Source organism: Streptomyces sp. NPDC102360 (assembly GCF_044766085.1).
Taxonomy (GTDB): domain Bacteria; phylum Actinomycetota; class Actinomycetes; order Streptomycetales; family Streptomycetaceae; genus Streptomyces.
Map to the genome: position 1 here is coordinate 72,800 of NZ_JBIWLG010000020.1, position 17,553 is coordinate 90,352.

Sequence of the window (17,553 nt, forward strand, 5' to 3'; positions counted from 1 at the left end):
GGGTGAGGGCGGGGTGGGGGTGTGGGCGGAGGTGCGGCGGTCGGTGTTGTCCCCCCCCGGGGGGGGGCGGCCGCGGGGGGGGGGGGGGGGGGGCGCCCCCCCCGCGTCCGTGCCCCCGTCTGCGGCACCGGGGTTTCGGGGCTCTGCCCCGGACCCCGCGCCTCAATCGCCGGCGGGGCTTGATGTGGCGACCGTAACCCGCCACCCCCTCCCCAACCTCCGCGCACTGAACTTCACCGTCAAGGGACTCCTCGGCGACGGCGTAGCCGCCCGGCACCGGTTCGACCCACAAGCAAAGGGCCTCGCCGAATGGCTCCGCTCCCGCCACCTCGACATACCGGAGACCCTCCTGTGACCGCCTTGTCCAGCGCCCTGGACCCCCGTTCCGACGACTACGCCGACCGGCGAACCGCCCACCTCGCCAAGCTCACCGCCCTCGACACCGAGCACGCGAAGGCCGTCGCGGGCGGCGGCGAGAAGTACGTCGAACGGCACCGTAAGCGCGGGAAGTTGCTCGCCCGCGAACGCATCGAGCTGCTGCTCGACCCCGACAGCCCGTTCCTCGAACTCTCCCCACTCGCCGCGTGGGGCAGTGACTACGCCGTCGGCGGCTCGCTCGTCACGGGCATCGGCGTCGTCGAGGGCGTCGAGTGCCTGATCACCGCAAACGACCCGACCGTGCGCGGCGGCGCCAGCAACCCGTGGTCCCTGAAGAAGGCGCTGCGGGCGAACGAGATCGCCCACGTCAACCGGCTCCCGGCGATCTCGCTCGTCGAGTCCGGCGGCGCCGATCTCCCCTCCCAGAAGGAGATCTTCATCCCCGGCGGCGGAATCTTCCGCGACATCACGCGGCTCTCGGCCGCCGGGATTCCCACCGTGGCCGTCGTCTTCGGCAACTCCACCGCCGGAGGCGCGTACATCCCCGGCATGTCCGACCACGTGATCATGGTGAAGGAGAAGGCGAAGGTCTTCCTCGGCGGGCCGCCGCTGGTCAAGATGGCGACCGGTGAGGAGAGCGACGACGAGTCGCTTGGCGGCGCCGAGATGCACGCCCGCACCTCCGGCCTCGCCGACTACTTCGCCCACGACGAGCAGGACGCGATCCGCCAGGCCCGCCGCGTCGTCGCCCGCCTCAACCACCGCAAGGCGTACGCGAATCCACCCCTCGCCGAACCCCCCAAGTACGACCCGGAAGAGCTCCTCGGCATCGTCCCCGAAGATCTGAAGGAGCCCTTCGACCCCCGCGAGGTCATCGCCCGGCTCGTCGACGGCTCCGATTTCGATGAGTTCAAGCCGCTGTACGGGGCGTCCCTCGTCACCGGTTGGGCCGAGCTCCACGGCTATCCCGTCGGCATCCTCGCCAACGCCCAGGGCGTCCTCTTCAGCGAGGAGTCCCAAAAGGCCGCCCAGTTCATCCAGTTGGCCAACCAGCGCGACATCCCGCTGCTCTTCCTGCACAACACGACCGGCTACATGGTCGGCAAGGAGTACGAGCAGGGCGGCATCATCAAGCACGGCGCGATGATGATCAACGCGGTCTCCAACTCCCGTGTCCCGCACCTCTCCGTCCTCATGGGCGCCTCCTACGGCGCCGGGCACTACGGCATGTGCGGGCGTGCCTACGACCCCCGTTTCCTGTTCGCCTGGCCGAGTGCGAAGTCCGCCGTCATGGGGCCGCAGCAGCTCGCGGGCGTGCTGTCGATCGTCGCCCGGCAGTCGGCCGCCGCCAAGGGGCAGCCGTACGACGAGGAGGCCGACGCCGGGCTGCGCGCCATGGTCGAGCAGCAGATCGAGGCCGAGTCGCTGCCGATGTTCCTGTCCGGGCGGCTCTACGACGACGGGGTCATCGACCCCCGCGACACCCGCACCGTCCTCGGCATCTGCCTGTCCGCGATCCACACCGCACCGTACGAGGGCGCCCGCGGCGGCTTCGGCGTCTTCAGGATGTGACCCCGATGATCACCTCTCTCCTTGTGGCCAACCGTGGCGAGATCGCCTGCCGCGTCTTCCGTACCTGCCGTGACCTGGGCATCCGTACCGTCGCCCTGCACTCGGACCCGGACGCCGACGCCCTGCACGTGCGCGAGGCCGACCTCGCCGTACGGCTTCCCGGCGCCACCCCCGCCGAGACCTACCTCCGCGCCGACCTCGTCGTGAAGGCCGCGCTCGACGCGGGCGCCGACGCCGTGCACCCCGGCTACGGCTTCCTCTCCGAGAACGCCGACTTCGCCCGCGCCGTCGTCGACGCGGGGCTCACCTGGATCGGGCCGCCGCCCGAGGCGATCGAGGCGATGGCGTCGAAGACGCGCGCGAAGGAGCTGATGGGCGTCGCCCCGCTCGGCTCCGACATCACCGCCGACGATCTGCCCGTGCTCGTGAAGGCGTCCGCCGGTGGCGGCGGGCGCGGCATGCGAGTCGTACGAGAGCTGGGCGAACTGGCGGGGGAGATCGTCGCAGCCGGAGCCGAAGCCCTGTCCGCCTTCGGCGACGGTGAAGTCTTCGTCGAGCCCTACCTGGAGGGCGGACGCCACGTCGAGGTGCAGGTCCTCGCCGACACGCACGGCACCGTATGGGTGCTCGGCACGCGCGACTGCTCGCTCCAGCGACGTCACCAGAAGGTCATCGAGGAGGCGCCCGCGCCGGATCTGATACGCGGCGTATCAGATGTCATATACGAGATGGCGGAGCGGGCCTGCCGGGCCACCGGATACATCGGCGCCGGCACCGTCGAGTTCCTCGTCGCCGACGGGCGCGCCCACTTCCTGGAGATGAACACCCGCCTCCAGGTGGAACACCCCGTCACCGAGGCCGTGTTCGGCATCGACCTCGTCGCGTATCAGATACGACTCGCGGAGGGCGAACCCCTCGACCCCGAACCCCCGGCGCCGCGCGGCCACGCCGTCGAGGCCCGCCTCTACGCCGAGGACCCCGCCGCCTCCTTCGCCCCGCAGACCGGCACCCTGCACCGGCTGGCGGTGCCGCCGAGCGTCCGGCTCGACACCGGGTACACCGACGGCGACACCATCGGCGTCCACTACGACGCCATGCTCGCCAAGGTCGTCGCCCACGCGCCCACCCGCACCGCCGCCGTCCGCGCCCTCGCCGGGGCCCTGGAACGCGCCGAGGTGCACGGCCCGGTCACCAACCGGGACCTGCTCGTACGCTCCCTGCGCCACCCCGAGTTCACCGACGCCCGCATGGACACCGGGTTCTACGAGCGGCACCTCGCCGAGCTGACCGCGCCCGCCGACGACCCGTACGCGCCGCTCGCCGCCGCCCTGGCCACCACCCGTCAGCACCGGTTCGGCGGCTTCCGCAACGTGCCCTCGGGGCCCCAGCTCAAGCGCTACCGCACCGAACCGGACGGCACCGAGCACGAGGTCCGCTACCGGCACACCCGCGACGGAGTCGAAGCCGACGGCGTGCGGGTCGTGCACACCGCGCCGGACCGCGTCGTCCTCGAGGTGGGCGGCGTACGCCGGAAGTACGCCGTCGCCGCCCACGGAGACCGCGTCTACGTCAACGGCGCCGCCCTCACCGCCCTGCCCCGCTTCACCGACCCCAGCGAGCAGCGCGTCCCCGGCTCCCTGCTCGCGCCCATGCCCGGCACCGTCGTCCGCGTCGCCGAAGGGCTGACCGAAGGCGCCGTCGTCACCGCCGGGCAGCCCCTGATCTGGCTGGAGGCGATGAAGATGGAGCACCGCATCCTCGCCCCCGCCTCCGGAACGCTCACCGCCCTGCACGCCGCCGTCGGCCGCCAGGTCGAGGTGGGCGCGCTGCTCGCCGTAGTCCAGGAGGAACAGTCGTGAACGCTCCCGCCGCTCCCGTCCTCGAAACCGAAGAGCACCAGGCCCTGCGCGCCGCCGTCGCCGCACTCGGCAAGCGGTTCGGCCGCGACTACATGACCCGGATCACCGCCGCCGGGGGCCACCCCGAAGAGCTGTGGGCGGAGGCGGCGAAGCTCGGCTACCTCGGCGTCAACCTGCCCGAGGAGTACGGGGGAGGGGGCGGCGGAATCGCCGAACTCTCCATCGTCCTTGAGGAGTTGGGGGCCGCCGGATCCCCGTTGCTGATGATGGTCGTCTCGCCCGCGATCTGCGGGACCGTGATCTCCCGCTTCGGCACCGAGGAGCAGAAGCGCGCCTGGCTCCCCGGCCTCGCCGACGGCAGCCGCACCATGGCCTTCGGCATCACCGAGCCGGACGCCGGGTCGAACTCCCACCGGATCACGACCACGGCCCGCCGCGACGACGACGGCTCGTGGGTGCTGAACGGGCGCAAGGTGTTCATATCGGGGGTCGACATCGCGGACGCGACGCTGATCGTCGGCCGCACCTCCGACGCCCGCACCGGCAAGCTCAAGCCCTGCCTCTTCATCGTCCCCCGGGACACGGAGGGCTTCGGCCGCAAGCAGATCGACATGGAACTCCAGGCTCCGGAGAAGCAGTTCGAACTGACCCTTGACGAGGTGCGGCTACCCGCCGACGCTCTCGTGGGTGACGAGGACGCAGGACTGCTCCAGCTCTTCGCCGGGCTCAACCCGGAGCGCGTCATGACCGCCGCCTTCGCCATCGGCATGGGCCGGTACGCGCTGAAGCGGGCCGTCGAGTACGCCAAGGAGCGCACCGTGTGGCAGGCCCCCATCGGCTCCCACCAGGCCGTCGCCCACCCGCTCGCGCAGATCCACATCGAGCTGGAGCTGGCCCGCCTGATGATGCAGAAGGCGGCCCGGCTCTACGACGCGGGCGACGACATCGGCGCCGGCGAGGCCGCCAACATGGCCAAGTACGCCGCCGCGGAGGCCTGCGTGCGCGCCGTCGACCAGGCCGTGCACACGCTCGGCGGCAACGGCCTGACCCGCGAGTTCGGCCTCGCCTCGCTCATCGTCGGCTCACGGGTGGCGCGCATCGCCCCGGTCAGCCGGGAGATGATCCTCAACTACGTGTCCCACCAGAGCTTGGGTCTGCCCAAGTCGTACTGACCCAACTTCCTTTTCTCAACGAGGAGTTCGCCATGGTGTACGTGAGTGAGTACGCGGACGTCGCGGTCGTCGACGAGCCCATCCACGACGCCGTGCTCGGGGGCGCGGCCGCCCGCGGCGACGCCCTCGCCCTCGTGGACGGCGTGGCCGGCACCACCCTCTCGTACGCCGCGCTCGATCATTTCCACCGGAAGGTGGCGGCCGGGCTCGCCGCGGCGGGCGTGCGCAAGGGCGACGTGGTGGCGCTGCACAGCCCCAACACGATCGTCTACCCGGTGGCGTTCTACGGCGCCACGCGCGCGGGCGCCTCCGTGACCACCGTGCACCCGCTGTCGACGCCCGAGGAGTTCGCGCGGCAGCTGCGTGACGCGGGCGCCGGCTGGATCGTCACCCTCACGCCGTTCGTCGAGGCGGCCCGCGCGGCGGCCGAACTGGCGGGCGGCGTACGGGAGATATTCGTCTGCGACCCGGCCAGGGACTCGGGCCACCGCTCGCTGATGGACATGCTCGGCACCGAGGCACCCGAGCCGCACGTCGTCATCGACCCGGCCGAGGATGTGGCGGCCCTGCCGTACTCGTCCGGCACCACCGGCACGCCCAAGGGCGTCATGCTCACCCACCGCAACATCGCCACGAACCTCGACCAGCTCCAGCCCGTCCTCCCGACAGGCCCCGGCGACCGCATCCTCGCCGTCCTGCCGTTCTTCCACATCTACGGCCTCACGGCGCTCATGAACGGCCCGCTGCGGCAGGGCTCCACCGTCGTCGTCCTGCCGCGCTTCGACCTCGACACGTTCCTCGGCGCGATCGAGAAGCACCGCATCACCCACCTGTACGTCGCCCCGCCGATCATCCTCGCCCTCGCCAAGCACCCGGCCGTGGAGGGCTACGACCTGTCGTCGCTGCGGCACGTCATCAGCGCCGCCGCGCCCCTCGACGGCGACCTCGCCCGCGCCTGCGGGCGCCGCCTCGGCCTGCCGCCCGTCGGCCAGGCCTACGGCATGACGGAGCTCTCGCCCGGCACGCACGTCGTCCCGTACGACGCGAAGAACCCGCCGGCGGGCGCCGTGGGCAGACTCATCGCCTCCACCGAGATGCGGATCGTGTCCCTCGACGACCCGGCGAAGGACGCGGCGCCGGGCGAACCCGGCGAGATCCTGATCCGCGGGCCGCAGGTCATGAAGGGCTACCTCGGCCGCCCCGACGCCACCGCCGACATGATCGACTGCGATGGCTGGCTGCGCACCGGGGACGTGGGGCGCGTCGACGCGGACGGCTGGCTGTTCGTCGTCGACCGGGTCAAGGAACTCATCAAGTACAAGGGCTTCCAGGTCGCCCCCGCCGACCTGGAAGCGGTGCTCCTCACCCACGAGGGCATCGCCGACGCGGCGGTCATCGGCGTCCTCGACGAGGACGGCCACGAGGTGCCGAAGGCGTTCGTCGTGCGCGCGGATCCCGCGCTCGGCGCGGACGACGTGCAGGCGTACGTCGCCGAACGCGTCGCCCCGTACAAGAAGATCCGCCGCGTCGCGTTCGTCGACGGGGTGCCGCGCGCGGCCTCCGGGAAGATACTGCGACGCGAACTGAGGGAGTGCTGATGGCAGTTGGGAACGCGGAGCACGCGGGGGACGGGGGCAGCGTGGCCGGGGGCCTGGTGGCGCACGCCCACGAGCGGGGCGTCACGACCCTCGCCCTCGACTCGCCCGCCAACCGCAACGCCCTCTCGTCGGCCCTCGTCGGCGAGCTGGGGGACCGGCTGCGGGCCGCGGACAAGGACCGCGACGTACGCGCCGTCGTCCTCACCCACACCGGCGGCACCTTCTGCGCGGGCGCCGATCTGCGCGATCCTCCGGACCCGGACGCGCTGGTGGGCCTGCTGCGGCAGATCGTGGACCTCGCCAAGCCGGTCCTTGCACGGGTCGACGGGCACGTACGGGCGGGTGGCCTGGGCCTGTTGGGCGCCTGCGACATGGCGGCGGCCTCCTCGGCGTCGACCTTCGCCTTCACCGAGGTACGCATCGGGGTCGCGCCCGCCGTGATCTCCATGCCGTTGCTGCCGCGCCTCGATCCGCGCGCGGTGGCCCGCTACTACCTGACGGGCGAGCGCTTCGACGCGGCGGAGGCGGTGCGGATCGGGCTCGTCACGGTGGCGGGCGACGAGGTGGACGCGGCACTGGAACCGGTGCTGGCCGGGTTGCGGAAGGCGTCCCCCGAGGCCCTGGCCGAGACGAAGAAGCTGCTCACGGTTAAGGTCCTGGAGGCCTTCGACCGGGACGCGGAGTCTCTGACGGCGCTGTCCGCGCGGCTGTTCGGCTCCGCGCAGGCCCGCGAGGGCATGACCGCCTTTCTCGAACGACGGGACGCCGCATGGGTGTTGTGACGCTGCCGAAGCAGGACCGCTCGCGGGTGACGCGGCAACGGCTCCTGGAGTCCGCGGTCGCCTGCCTCGCCGCGCACGGCTGGGCCGGCTCCACGGTCTCCGTCGTCGCCGAGCACGCGGGCGTTTCGCGCGGCGCCGCCCAGCACCACTTCCCGACCCGGGAGGACCTGTTCACCGCGGCCGTCGAGTACGTCGCGGAGGAACGCTCCACCGCTCTGCGCGGGCTGCGTCCGCAGGGGCGGGCGGAGGCGGTGGCGGCGCTCGTCGACCTCTACACCGGGCCGTTGTTCCGGGCGGCGCTGCACTTGTGGGTGGCCGCGTCGAACGAGCCGCAACTCGGGGGGCGGGTGACCGAGTTGGAGGCGCGGGTCGGCCGGGAGACCCACCGGATCGCGGTGGAACTGCTCGGGGCGGACGAGTCCGTCCCGGGGGGCCGGGAGGTCGTCCAGGGCCTCCTCGACATGGCCCGCGGCCTCGGCCTCGCGAACCTCCTCACGGACGACAGGGCGCGGCGCGAGCGGGTGGTGGCGGAGTGGGGGGTCCTGGTCGACCGGGTGCTGGGCTGAGACCCCGGGGCTCCGCCCCGGACCCCGCGCCTCAAACGCCGCAGGGGCTCCCTTTGGATCCCCTGCGGCGATTGAGCAGGCCCGTCCGGCAGGACTTTCGGGAAGGGGCGGGGCGGGGCTAGTGGGCGATGTCGCCGTAGCCGCCGATGTCCTGCGGAGGACGTGAGGCGGGGCCCACGTACTTCGCCGAGGGCCGGACCAGCCGCCCCGTGCGCTTCTGCTCGAGGATGTGGGCCGACCACCCCGCCGTACGGGCGCACGTGAACATCGACGTGAACATGTGCGCCGGCACCTCCGCGAAGTCGAGCACGATCGCCGCCCAGAACTCCACGTTCGTGGCCAGCACCCGATCGGGCCGCCGCGCGTGCAGCTCCGCCAGCGCCGCCTTCTCCAACGCCTCCGCCACCTCGAACCGCGGCGCACCCAACTCCCGCGCCGTACGCCGCAGCACTCGCGCGCGCGGATCCTCGGCCCGGTACACGCGGTGCCCGAAGCCCATGAGCCGCTCACCCTTGTCGAGCGCCCGGCGCACATACGCGTCCGCGTCCCCGGTCCGCTCGATCTCCTCGATCATGCCGAGGACCCGGGACGGCGCACCGCCGTGCAGTGGCCCGGACATCGCACCGACGGCCCCGGACAGCGCACCCGCCACATCCGCCCCGGTGGACGCGATGACGCGGGCCGTGAACGTAGAGGCGTTCATGCCGTGCTCGGCAGCCGACGTCCAGTACGCGTCGACGGCCGCGACATGCTTCGGGTCCGGCTCCCCGCGCCAGCGCTTCATGAAGCGCTCGACGACGGTGTCCGCCTTGTCGATCTCCCGCTGCGGCACCATCGGCAGCCCCTGCCCGCGCGCGGACTGCGCGACGTACGACAGGGCCATGACGGCGGCGCGCGCGAGGTCGTCGCGGGCCGTGCGCTCATCGATGTCGAGCAGCGGCTTCAGGCCCCACACGGGGGCCAGCATGGCGAGCGCGGACTGCACGTCGACGCGGATGTCACCGGAGTGGACGGGGATCGGGAACGGCTCGGCCGGCGGCAGGCCCGGGTTGAAGGCGCCGTCGACCAGCAGCCCCCAGACGTTCCCGAACGACACGTGGCCGACCAGATCCTCGATGTCGACGCCGCGATAACGCAGGGCGCCGCCTTCCTTGTCCGGTTCGGCGATCTCGGTCTCGAACGCGACGACACCTTCGAGGCCTGGAACAAAGCCGGGGGTCGGATCGGACATCGGGCGGCTCCTCTGGATGCGTGGGCGGTGTCCGGGTGCTGGAACACCCGTGGTCTGGACGGGGGTACACCCGTGATGCCCCGTACGGCAGGGGGCTGAACCGTTTCGGTCCCAGGACGATAACCCTCAGTGCCACAGTTGGCGAGGGCTCGCGGCACTCAGTGCCATGTTTCGCCCTGGGTGCGTCTGTGCCCGTCTGTCCGGCAGGATGACGCCGTGAGCGCCCACGACGATCCCGAACTCGACCTCGCCGACATGCGCGAGCAGTACCGCGCCCAGGACGGTGGCCTGCTGGAGGGTGACCTGGCCCCGCACCCGATGGAACAGTTCACGCGCTGGTTCAAACAGGCGGCGGCGCCGGGCTCGCCGCTGCCCGAGCCCAACGCCATGGTCGTCTCGACCGCCGACGCCGAGGGCCGGCCCAGCTCCCGCACGGTGCTGCTCAAGTCGTACGACGACGCGGGCTTCGTCTTCTACACCAACTACGGCTCCCGCAAGGCGCGGGACCTCTCCGTGAACCGGCACGTCGCGCTGCTGTTCCCCTGGCATCCGATGGGGCGCCAGGTGCTGGTGACCGGGACGGCGGAGCGGACGTCGCGGGCCGAGACGGAGGCGTACTTCCACACGCGCCCGCACGGTTCCCAGCTGGGCGCGTGGGCCAGCGCGCAGTCGTCCGTGGTCGCCTCCCGGGAGGAACTCGACGCGCGCTACGCGGAGCTGGCGGAGCGCCATCCGGCGGGTTCCGCGGTCCCCGTCCCGCCGCACTGGGGTGGTTTCCGGGTCACCCCGGAGGCGGTCGAATTCTGGCAGGGCCGCGAAAACCGCCTCCACGACAGGCTCCGCTACGTCCGGGGCCCGGTGTCGGGCGTGTGGCAGGTGCAACGCCTGAGCCCGTGACCCAATCAAGCCTCTGCGACGGGTGACCCCCTCAGCCCCTCCGGCGATTGAGGAGCGGGGTCCGGGGCGGAGCCCCGCGACCGCAACACCGGCGCCGCTGCCGACGCCCGGGGGGGGGGGGCCCCCCCCCCCCCCCGGGCGCCGCCCCCCCCGGGGGGGGGGGGGGGGCCCCCCCCCCCGCGCGGGGGGGGGCCGCGGCCCCCCCGCCCCCCCCCCCCCCCCGCCCCGCCGGCCCCCCGCCCCCCCCCCCCCCCCCCCCCCCCCCGCACCCCCGGCGCCGCGGCCGCCCCCCCGGGGCCCCGCCCCGCACCCCGCTGCTCAATCGCCGCAGGGGCTTGATGTGGTCACCCGCCGCAGGGGCTTGAATGGGTCACAGTTCCGCCAGGACCCCGTCCAGGAACGGTTCGACCGCGGAGCGCCACGCCTCGGGCTGGTCGTAATGCACCAGATGCCCCGCATCAGCCACCTCCGCGTACACCCCCCTGGGAAGGACCCGCACCATCTCCTGCGCCTCCGCCCTCCCCAACTCCCCGTCAAGCCCACGCAGTACGAGCGTTGGGCACTGGACCGCCGCCAGCTCCTCCCAGTGCGCGTCGTGGACCCACGTGGAGCGCGCCTGAAGCATCTGGCGCCGCGAGAACACCGGCCGCCAGCCGTCCACCGTCTCCGTCATCACCTCGGCGTAGAACTCCCCGCGCGCCGGATTGGGCCGCTCGACCCAGGGGTCGTCCTCGCCGAACCACTTCCGTACATCCGCGAGCGTCGCGAACGGCAGCGGCCACGCCTTGAACCAGTCCTCCCACTCCCGCTGGGAGGCCGCCCCGAGCGCGGAGGCCCGCATATCGCAGATGACCAGGCCGCGGACGAGATCGGGCCGGCGGGCGGCGAGCTGCCACGCCGTGAGCGCTCCCATGGAGTGCCCGATGAGAACGGCCGGCTCGAGGCCGAGCTGGACGAGCGCCGCCTCCGCGTCCAGGACGTACGCCTCCCGGTCGAACGGTCCCTCCGGCGGCTTGTCGCTCTGCCCGTGCCCGCGCTGGTCGAGGGCGACCGCGCGGTGCCGCTCGGCCAGCCAGCGCGTCGTCCCGGCCCAGTGGGACGCCCGCCCCATGAGCCCGTGCAGCAGCAGAACTCCGGGATTGTGGCCGACCTCGCCCGTCTTGGGCGGGTCGGCGAACTCCCAGGCAGCCAAGTGGATCCCGCCTGCTCCGGTCACGTCGATGCGTCGTGCCATAGGCCCTGGCACCCCCTCGTGGTCGCGCCTGCAGTCGCGTACCCGCGCACGCTATCGAACCTGTTTTCGAAAGCGCGGTGCTCTCCGACAACACCCCTCATTTGAGTGACAGAGCTCAAGGAATGACCGGCGCTGTCGAGGGGATCTCTTCAGCGGGAGGCGGACCGCTCGGGGAAATCGGTCCGAGGGGATCGACCCTGGGAGCTCGGGGCTCCGGGTCGGAACAGGGGAGGACAGGCCCCGGCGCCGCAAGGCGCCGGGGCCCTCTGTGTGTGGTGCGGCGCTCCGCGCCGCCTCCCGTGCACCCCGCGCCCCCCAGGCCCGTCGCGCCCCGATCGGCCGGTCCATGCGGCCCCCTCTGGTCATATGCCTCACGCGACAGCCTTGCACGCCGGGCGTCCGATCGCTGCCGTTCCGCACAGTGAATCTTGATTTCTGCGCGGAAGTGCAGCATGTGCGGATACAAGTCAACTTAACCGCACGACACGGAAGTTGACGCCCGGCCCACAGACGGCCGCTCGGCTCAGCGCTTCGCCACGAAGACGTGCGAGGCGATCTCCGCCTCCAGCTCCGCCGCCTCACCGCTGCTGCCGACGAGCACCCCGCCCGGCGACTGCGTCACGCTGACCACCGAACCGGGCTGCACGCCCGCCCGGCGCAGGGTGTACATGAGCTGCGCGTCCGTCTGGATCGGCTCGCCGATGCGGCGCACCACGACCGTCTTGCCGTCGGCCCCCGGGTCGAGGTCGGACAGCGAGACCATGCCCTCGTCCAGGAACGGGTTCGCCCCGTCCTTCTCGCCCAGCTCCTCCAGGCCCGGGATCGGGTTCCCGTACGGCGACTCCGTCGGGTGGCGGAGCAGCTCCAGTACGCGGCGCTCCACCGCCTCGCTCATCACGTGCTCCCAGCGACAGGCCTCCGCGTGCACCTGCTCCCACTCCAGGCCGATCACGTCGACGAGCAGACACTCCGCGAGCCGGTGCTTGCGCATCACGCGCGTCGCGAGCCGCCGGCCCTCGTCGGTCAGCTCCAGGTGCCGGTCGGCCGCGACGGCGACCAGGCCGTCCCGCTCCATGCGGGCCACGGTCTGGCTGACCGTCGGCCCGCTCTGGTCGAGCCGCTCGGCGATCCGGGCGCGCATGGGGACCACACCTTCCTCCTCCAGCTCGAGGATGGTGCGGAGGTACATCTCCGTGGTGTCGATCAGTCCGGACATACGTGCCCCTCGTGTAGCTCTCTAGCTTCGCGACAGCTCCGCTGGCTGACCGCGCAGCGTGTGCGCTGGCCCTGGAACCCAGACCTCAATTCTGACGCATACCGCTGACAACCGTGACGCGCCAGGGAAACGTCGGGCCAGGAGGGGCCGGGAACCGTATTGACAGGGCACTGGTCCAGACCGCACCGTGATCCGCGAACGCGCCACGTACCACCGAGATCCGACCCTTCTCACCAGGACAAAGGGGCACGCCGATGAGCGAGAGCAGGCCGGCCGCGCAGTACCTCGACGCCTCCATCGGGCTCCTCACGAGGATCCGGGACGAGGAGGCCGACAACATCGCGGCCGCCGGCACCCTCCTCGCCGACACCGTCGCCGACGGCGGCCGCCTCTTCGCCTTCGGCGCGGGCCACTCCGGGCTCGCCGCCCAGGACGTCGTGTACCGGGCGGGCGGCCTCGCCCTGATGAACCTGCTGTCGGTGCCCGGCACCGTCGGCATCGACGTCATGCCCGCGACGCTCGGCTCCGCCCTCGAGCGGGTCGACGGGCTCGCGGCGGCCGTCCTGGAGGCCAGCCCCGCGCGGGCGGGCGACGCGCTGATCATCATCTCCCTGTCCGGGCGCAACGCGCTCCCCGTGGAGATGGCCCTCAGCGCCCGCGCGGCAGGCATCAAGGTCATCGGCGTCACCTCCCTGTCCTACGCGACCGGGCCCGACGCCCCCACCTCCCGCCACGCCTCCGGCAGTTACCTGCGGGACCACTGCGACGTCGTCCTCGACTCCAAGATCGCGATCGGCGACGCGGAGCTCACCCACGAAGGCGTCGACACCCCCTTCGCGCCCGCCTCCACGGTCACCGCCAGCGCCCTCATGCAGGCGACCCTCGCGACGTGCGCCGCGACCCTCGCCGACCGCGGCATCCAGCCCCCACTACTGCGCTCCGGGAACGTCGACGGTGGCCTGGAGTGGAACGCGAAGGTCTTCGAGGAGTACGGCGACCGGATCTACTACCGGCGGTGAAAGCCGGGCGCTACCGGTCCGCCGCCAGCGCCCACGTCAGGTCCACCGCGCCGGCGATGCGTACCGCCACGCTCTCCGCGTACACGGCGTCCCCGCGCTCGAAGCCGACCCTGCTGGCGCCCCGTAGGAACGTCACCACGCCGACCGTCCGGCCCCGGCTGCGCAGCACCGCGCACAGCGCGTACACCGTGTCCTCCGGCCACTGCCGGTCCAGGGCCCAGTCCGCGCGCACCGCGCCCCCCTCCGCGGCGGCCCGCACCGACCCCGCCCGCTCCACGCACTGGAGCGCCGGGTGCCCCGCCGCGTACCGCACCGGCAGCGCGCCCCGCGACACCAGCAGGCTCGGCCCCGGCGCTCCGGAAGGCGTGGCCGCGGCCCGCACGAGACGCAGCGGCTCCTCGCTCGCCACCAGGTCGATCACCGCGTGATCCGCGAACCCGGCGAGCGCGAAGTCCAGATGCACGGTCGCCGCCTCGGCCGGGTTCTCGCACTCGGCGGCGGCCCGCGCCGCGCGGTGCATCTGCTGCGACCGGAAGCGGAGCTGCGCCGCCTCCTGCTCGTTCTGCTTGGTCTCGGTCACGTCCTGGAACAGCCAACCGACCCCCAGCGGCACCGGCTCCTCCGTGAGCGGCGACGCCAGCCGCACGAAACCGCTGCGCCAGCACCGGCGCTCCGTGCGCCCTCCGCCCTCACCGGGCCGCCGCAGCGTCACCCACACCTCCGTCGGAGACGGCGGCGGGCCCTCGGCGAGCACATGGGCGAGGGCGCTCTCCAGCTCCTCGATGCCCTGCCCGATCAGATCCCCGAGCGGCCGCCCCAGCGCGGCGGTGCGCCCGGTTCCCATGGCCCGCGCCGCATGCCCGTTCACCACGGCGGGCCGCAGATCCGCGTCGACAAGGACGACACCCCACGCGGCGTCCTCGAACAGCGCCTCACTCAGCGCGATGGACCGCTCCAGATCGATCTGCGCATGCACCTCACTGAAGGCGCAGTACACCCCGGCGGGCTTCCCATCGGCCCCCCGCACGGCCGCGGACTGCGTCCGCACGAGTACCCGCCCACCCTCCTTGGTGAGCAGCGCGAACTCGTTCACCTGCCGCCCCGGAGCGTGCATCGAGGCCAGCAGCCGCCCCTGCACCTCCTCCGCGTCGGCCGACCGCACGGCCCACCCCGCGAACCCGTGCCGCCCCACGGCCTCCTCGGCCGACCAGCCGAGCACCCGCTCGGCCTCCCGATTCCAATGGGTCACGACCCCATCGGCATCGAAGGCGCACAACGCGGCGTCCATACCGTCCAACAACGCGGCCAACAGATCGGCCCCGTCCGGCTCCGGCTCCTCGGGCCCGAGCTCATCAGTGGTCCCACTACGCCGGGAAGCACTCACCTGGAACCCCCTGCAGGCTGTGTCGGCGCGACGAATTCCTCGTACCGCTCCAGATCATTCAACTCGAACGTGACGCATCCCACACGGACTTCACTCAAGTTCGGAGAAACGGAAGAGCACATACAACCAGCATGCAACGCATGACGACATTGCCCGACGGCCGCCCCGTCCCGCCCCCGACCTCCGACGAACGCACCACCCTCGAGGGCTGGCTGGACTTCCACCGCGAAACACTGGCCATCAAGTGCGCCGGCCTGACGGACACACAGGCACGCACGCGTGCCATCCCGTCGTCCTCCCTCACCCTCCTCGGCCTGGTCCAACACCTGGCAGAGGTCGAACGCAACTGGTTCCAGCGGGTGTTCGCGGGCGCCCACGCCACCCCGCCGGTCCACGAAACAGCGGGCCCGGACGCCTTCACCCTCACCGAGGACCGCACCCTCCCGGACGCCCTCGCCCAATGGCGCACGGAAATCACCCGCTCCCGCGAACTCACCGCGACGGCCCCCCTCGACGCGATCGGCACCCTCTCCGCCAAGGAAGCCGCCTTCACCGGCGACCCCAAGGTCTCCCTCCGCTGGATCCTGACCCACCTGATCGAGGAATACGCCCGCCACAACGGCCACGCGGACCTCCTCCGCGAGGCGATGGACGGGGTGTCGGGGGCGTGACGACGCGGTCGTGTCGGCGTGGTCAGTCGGCAACGCTGTCCAGGTAGCGCAGGACTGCCAGGACCCGGCGGTTCCCGCCGTCGGCGACCGGCAGTCCCAGCTTCGCGAAGATGTTGCCGATGTGCTTCTGCACGGCGTTCTCCGTGACGAACAGCCGCTTGCTCAGCTCCGCGTTGCCGAGCCCCTGCGCCATCAGGATGAGCACCTCGCGCTCGCGGGGAGTCAGCGCGTCGACGGCGTTCCCGCGTGGGCCCGCCAGCAGCTGTGCGACGACCTCGGGGTCCATCGCCGTACCGCCGGACGCCACGCGGCGCAGCGCGTCCACGAACTCGCCGACCCGGCTCACCCGGTCCTTGAGGAGATACCCGACGCTTCCGGATCCATCGGTCAGGAGCTCACGGGCGTACACCTTCTCGACGTACTGGGACAGCACCAGTACGGGCAGTCCGGGGCTCTCTTTGCGGAGTTGGAGTGCTGCCCTGATGCCCTCGTCGCGGAACGAGGGCGGCAGCCTGATGTCCGCGATCACTGCGTCGGGAGCGTGGTCCGCGACCGCGGCCAGTAGATCTGGTGCGTCTGTCACCACCGCCGCGACCTCGATCCCTTTGGTGCCGAGGATGAGTTCCAGTCCCGCCGACAGGAGCACGTTGTCCTCGGCGATCACGACGCGCACGGCAACTCCACCGTGACTGCGGTGGGCCCGCCGGACGGGCTGCTGACGAGCACGGTTCCGTCGAGTGCGGCCGCACGGCGCCGGATCCCGATGACGCCGGAGCCGAGTGTCTCGTCCACACCGCCGAGGCCGTTGTCGGTGACCTCGACCAGGAGGGCCGCATCCTGCCGGGTCAGCCGTACGGTGACCCGGGTCGCGCCGCTGTGCTTCGCCGCGTTGGTGAGCGTCTCGGCCACGATGAAGTAGGCGGCGGCCTCAACGGCCTTGGGCAGACTGCCCAGTTCGCCGAGCTTCACCTCGGCGGGGATGCCCGTGCCGGCCGCGACCGCGGACACCGCGCCTTCCAAACCCCGGTCGGCGAGGACCGGGGGGTACATGGTGCGGATCACCTCGCGCAGCTCCGTCATCGCTTCCTCGGCACCCTCATGGGCGTCCTGGAGAAGCTTGGCGAGAGCCCCAGAGTCGTCGGGCAGTTCCTCCCGGGCCAGGCCGAGACGCATCGCGATGGCGACGAGGCGTGCCTGAGTACCGTCGTGCAGATCGCGTTCGATACGGCGCAGTTCGGCGCCATGGGCGTCGAGGACTCCGGCGCGGCTGTCGGCCAGTTCACCTACGCGCCTGGCGAGCCGCGCCTCCTCCGACGGCTCCAGCGCGGCCACTGTGCTGCGCGCATGCATCCGGGCCAGGCGAGGCGCGGCCCACCAGGTCAGAGCGCCGGCGCCGGCGCCTTGTACGACACCGAGAGCGAGTGCGGCGCCCCAGCCCTCTACCGGCACCGCGCCGAGCAGGCGCAGCGGCTCATCCGCCGGAAAAACCTGCCACAGCAGGGCTGCGACCACACTGAACACAGCGGTCCCGACGCAGGCGAGGGCGGCAAGGCCGGCGGGTATGCCGGTGGCGACGTGCCTCAGGACCCAGCGCAGGTCGCGGCGGTTCTCGGTGTCGTCGAGCAGTTGGCGCCACTGCGCGCCCAGCCCGCGGGGCAGCTCGGCAAGGCGGGGGCGCATGTCGACGCCGAGTAGCGCGGCAGCCCTGCGCCGATGCCACTCCGACCAGTGCCGCAAGGCCTTCATCAGTACAGGTAACGCGGTCAGTCCGGAGGCGACCGCGCCCACGACCAACAGCGGCAGTATGAGCATGGACACCATCGCCGTGAACAGGCCGACCAACAGGTACCGGCTGCCATGTCCCACGTGTCTCTGTGGCTTCTGCATGCGGCCCAGTGTCTTCCACGCGCCTCCCCACGAGCACTACAGCCAACTGCACCTTCCACCACCGGGGAGGGGAAGGCTCGGTCGAGA

General features: G+C 72.1%; 16 protein-coding genes. 10 read left to right on the forward strand and 6 right to left on the reverse strand.

From position 1 onward, the window contains the following. Window positions 1-184: 184 nt before the first annotated feature. Genes ACIRHA_RS41235 through ACIRHA_RS41265 form a run of 7 tightly spaced genes read left to right on the forward strand, consistent with a single transcriptional unit; the run spans window position 185 to window position 7,927 of the window. Window positions 185-355 (forward strand): hypothetical protein, encoded by a 171-nt coding sequence (locus ACIRHA_RS41235; protein ID WP_403856675.1) that lies wholly within the window; start codon window positions 185-187, stop codon window positions 353-355. Continuing rightward, entirely contained in the window at window positions 352-1,950 is a 1,599-nt protein-coding gene (locus ACIRHA_RS41240) for an acyl-CoA carboxylase subunit beta (protein ID WP_403856677.1), read from the forward strand. The genes ACIRHA_RS41235 and ACIRHA_RS41240 overlap by 4 nt, the downstream gene beginning before the upstream one ends. 5 nt (window positions 1,951-1,955) lie before the next feature. Next, entirely contained in the window at window positions 1,956-3,809 is a 1,854-nt protein-coding gene (locus tag ACIRHA_RS41245; protein ID WP_403856679.1) for an acetyl/propionyl/methylcrotonyl-CoA carboxylase subunit alpha, read from the forward strand. Beyond that, window positions 3,806-4,981 (forward strand): acyl-CoA dehydrogenase family protein, encoded by a 1,176-nt coding sequence (locus ACIRHA_RS41250; RefSeq protein WP_403856681.1) that lies wholly within the window; start codon window positions 3,806-3,808, stop codon window positions 4,979-4,981. Before ACIRHA_RS41245 ends, ACIRHA_RS41250 begins: the two co-directional genes overlap by 4 nt. A 32-nt stretch (window positions 4,982-5,013) precedes the next feature. Then, window positions 5,014-6,579, forward strand: a complete 1,566-nt coding sequence (locus ACIRHA_RS41255; protein WP_403856683.1) for a 4-coumarate--CoA ligase family protein — start codon at window positions 5,014-5,016, stop codon at window positions 6,577-6,579. Beyond that, window positions 6,579-7,361 carry an enoyl-CoA hydratase family protein gene (locus ACIRHA_RS41260; protein ID WP_403856685.1) on the forward strand — a complete coding sequence of 261 codons (783 nt, stop codon included), beginning with the start codon at window positions 6,579-6,581 and terminating at the stop codon, window positions 7,359-7,361. Before ACIRHA_RS41255 ends, ACIRHA_RS41260 begins: the two co-directional genes overlap by 1 nt. Further along, complete coding sequence (locus ACIRHA_RS41265; protein WP_403856687.1) at window positions 7,349-7,927, forward strand: TetR/AcrR family transcriptional regulator; 579 nt, start codon at window positions 7,349-7,351, stop codon at window positions 7,925-7,927. The genes ACIRHA_RS41260 and ACIRHA_RS41265 overlap by 13 nt, the downstream gene beginning before the upstream one ends. A 118-nt stretch (window positions 7,928-8,045) precedes the next feature. Here the strand turns inward: ACIRHA_RS41265 and ACIRHA_RS41270 are convergent, their stop codons facing one another. Continuing rightward, window positions 8,046-9,158: a citrate synthase 2 gene (locus ACIRHA_RS41270; protein WP_403856689.1), complete on the reverse strand. Its 1,113-nt coding sequence runs from the start codon at window positions 9,156-9,158 to the stop codon at window positions 8,046-8,048. A 255-nt stretch (window positions 9,159-9,413) separates the two neighbouring features. On the opposite strand from ACIRHA_RS41270, the gene pdxH reads away from it, so the two are divergent. Continuing rightward, window positions 9,414-10,055, forward strand: a complete 642-nt coding sequence (gene pdxH, locus ACIRHA_RS41275; protein WP_403856731.1) for a pyridoxamine 5'-phosphate oxidase — start codon at window positions 9,414-9,416, stop codon at window positions 10,053-10,055. Window positions 10,056-10,425: 370 nt separating this feature from the next. On the opposite strand, the gene ACIRHA_RS41280 is transcribed toward pdxH, so the two are convergent. Together ACIRHA_RS41280 and ACIRHA_RS41285 are read right to left on the reverse strand one after the other, a co-directional pair. Then, window positions 10,426-11,289 (reverse strand): alpha/beta fold hydrolase, encoded by an 864-nt coding sequence (locus tag ACIRHA_RS41280; RefSeq protein WP_403856691.1) that lies wholly within the window; start codon window positions 11,287-11,289, stop codon window positions 10,426-10,428. Window positions 11,290-11,812: 523 nt separating this feature from the next. Next, window positions 11,813-12,505 (reverse strand): metal-dependent transcriptional regulator, encoded by a 693-nt coding sequence (locus ACIRHA_RS41285; protein WP_327662146.1) that lies wholly within the window; start codon window positions 12,503-12,505, stop codon window positions 11,813-11,815. Between the two features lie 254 nt (window positions 12,506-12,759). Between ACIRHA_RS41285 and ACIRHA_RS41290 the strand changes: the two genes are divergently transcribed. Then, window positions 12,760-13,524: an SIS domain-containing protein gene (locus ACIRHA_RS41290; protein ID WP_403856693.1), complete on the forward strand. Its 765-nt coding sequence runs from the start codon at window positions 12,760-12,762 to the stop codon at window positions 13,522-13,524. Window positions 13,525-13,534: 10 nt separating this feature from the next. Here ACIRHA_RS41290 and ACIRHA_RS41295 read toward each other — a convergent pair whose 3' ends face one another. After that, window positions 13,535-14,908 carry a PAS domain-containing protein gene (locus tag ACIRHA_RS41295; RefSeq protein ID WP_403856695.1) on the reverse strand — a complete coding sequence of 458 codons (1,374 nt, stop codon included), beginning with the start codon at window positions 14,906-14,908 and terminating at the stop codon, window positions 13,535-13,537. Window positions 14,909-15,048: 140 nt separating this feature from the next. Here ACIRHA_RS41295 and ACIRHA_RS41300 point away from each other — a divergent pair, with 140 nt between their 5' ends. Then, a complete protein-coding gene (locus ACIRHA_RS41300) occupies window positions 15,049-15,579 on the forward strand; it encodes a DinB family protein (protein ID WP_403856697.1) in 531 nt (176 codons plus the stop codon). A gap of 22 nt (window positions 15,580-15,601) precedes the next feature. Here the strand turns inward: ACIRHA_RS41300 and ACIRHA_RS41305 are convergent, their stop codons facing one another. Both ACIRHA_RS41305 and ACIRHA_RS41310 read right to left on the reverse strand, forming a co-directional pair. Further along, on the reverse strand, window positions 15,602-16,252 hold the full coding sequence (locus ACIRHA_RS41305) for a response regulator (protein WP_403856699.1): 651 nt from the start codon (window positions 16,250-16,252) through the stop codon (window positions 15,602-15,604). Further along, a complete protein-coding gene (locus ACIRHA_RS41310; RefSeq protein ID WP_403856701.1) occupies window positions 16,240-17,466 on the reverse strand; it encodes a sensor histidine kinase in 1,227 nt (408 codons plus the stop codon). Before ACIRHA_RS41310 ends, ACIRHA_RS41305 begins: the two co-directional genes overlap by 13 nt. Between the last annotated feature and the right edge of the window lie 87 nt (window positions 17,467-17,553).

Excerpts from the sequence above, each read along its gene's own strand:
- ACIRHA_RS41270 (WP_403856689.1), bottom strand. The coding sequence starts at position 9,158 with ATGTCCGATCCGACCCCCGGCTTTGTTCCAGGCCTCGAAGGTGTCGTC.
- ACIRHA_RS41245 (WP_403856679.1), top strand. The coding sequence starts at position 1,956 with ATGATCACCTCTCTCCTTGTGGCCAACCGTGGCGAGATCGCCTGCCGC.
- ACIRHA_RS41290 (WP_403856693.1), top strand. The coding sequence starts at position 12,760 with ATGAGCGAGAGCAGGCCGGCCGCGCAGTACCTCGACGCCTCCATCGGG.
- ACIRHA_RS41285 (WP_327662146.1), bottom strand. The coding sequence starts at position 12,505 with ATGTCCGGACTGATCGACACCACGGAGATGTACCTCCGCACCATCCTC.
- ACIRHA_RS41300 (WP_403856697.1), top strand. The coding sequence starts at position 15,049 with ATGACGACATTGCCCGACGGCCGCCCCGTCCCGCCCCCGACCTCCGAC.
- ACIRHA_RS41265 (WP_403856687.1), top strand. The coding sequence starts at position 7,349 with ATGGGTGTTGTGACGCTGCCGAAGCAGGACCGCTCGCGGGTGACGCGG.
- pdxH (WP_403856731.1), top strand. The coding sequence starts at position 9,414 with ATGCGCGAGCAGTACCGCGCCCAGGACGGTGGCCTGCTGGAGGGTGAC.
- ACIRHA_RS41280 (WP_403856691.1), bottom strand. The coding sequence starts at position 11,289 with ATGGCACGACGCATCGACGTGACCGGAGCAGGCGGGATCCACTTGGCT.
- ACIRHA_RS41255 (WP_403856683.1), top strand. The coding sequence starts at position 5,014 with ATGGTGTACGTGAGTGAGTACGCGGACGTCGCGGTCGTCGACGAGCCC.
- ACIRHA_RS41310 (WP_403856701.1), bottom strand. The coding sequence starts at position 17,466 with ATGCAGAAGCCACAGAGACACGTGGGACATGGCAGCCGGTACCTGTTG.
- ACIRHA_RS41260 (WP_403856685.1), top strand. The coding sequence starts at position 6,579 with ATGGCAGTTGGGAACGCGGAGCACGCGGGGGACGGGGGCAGCGTGGCC.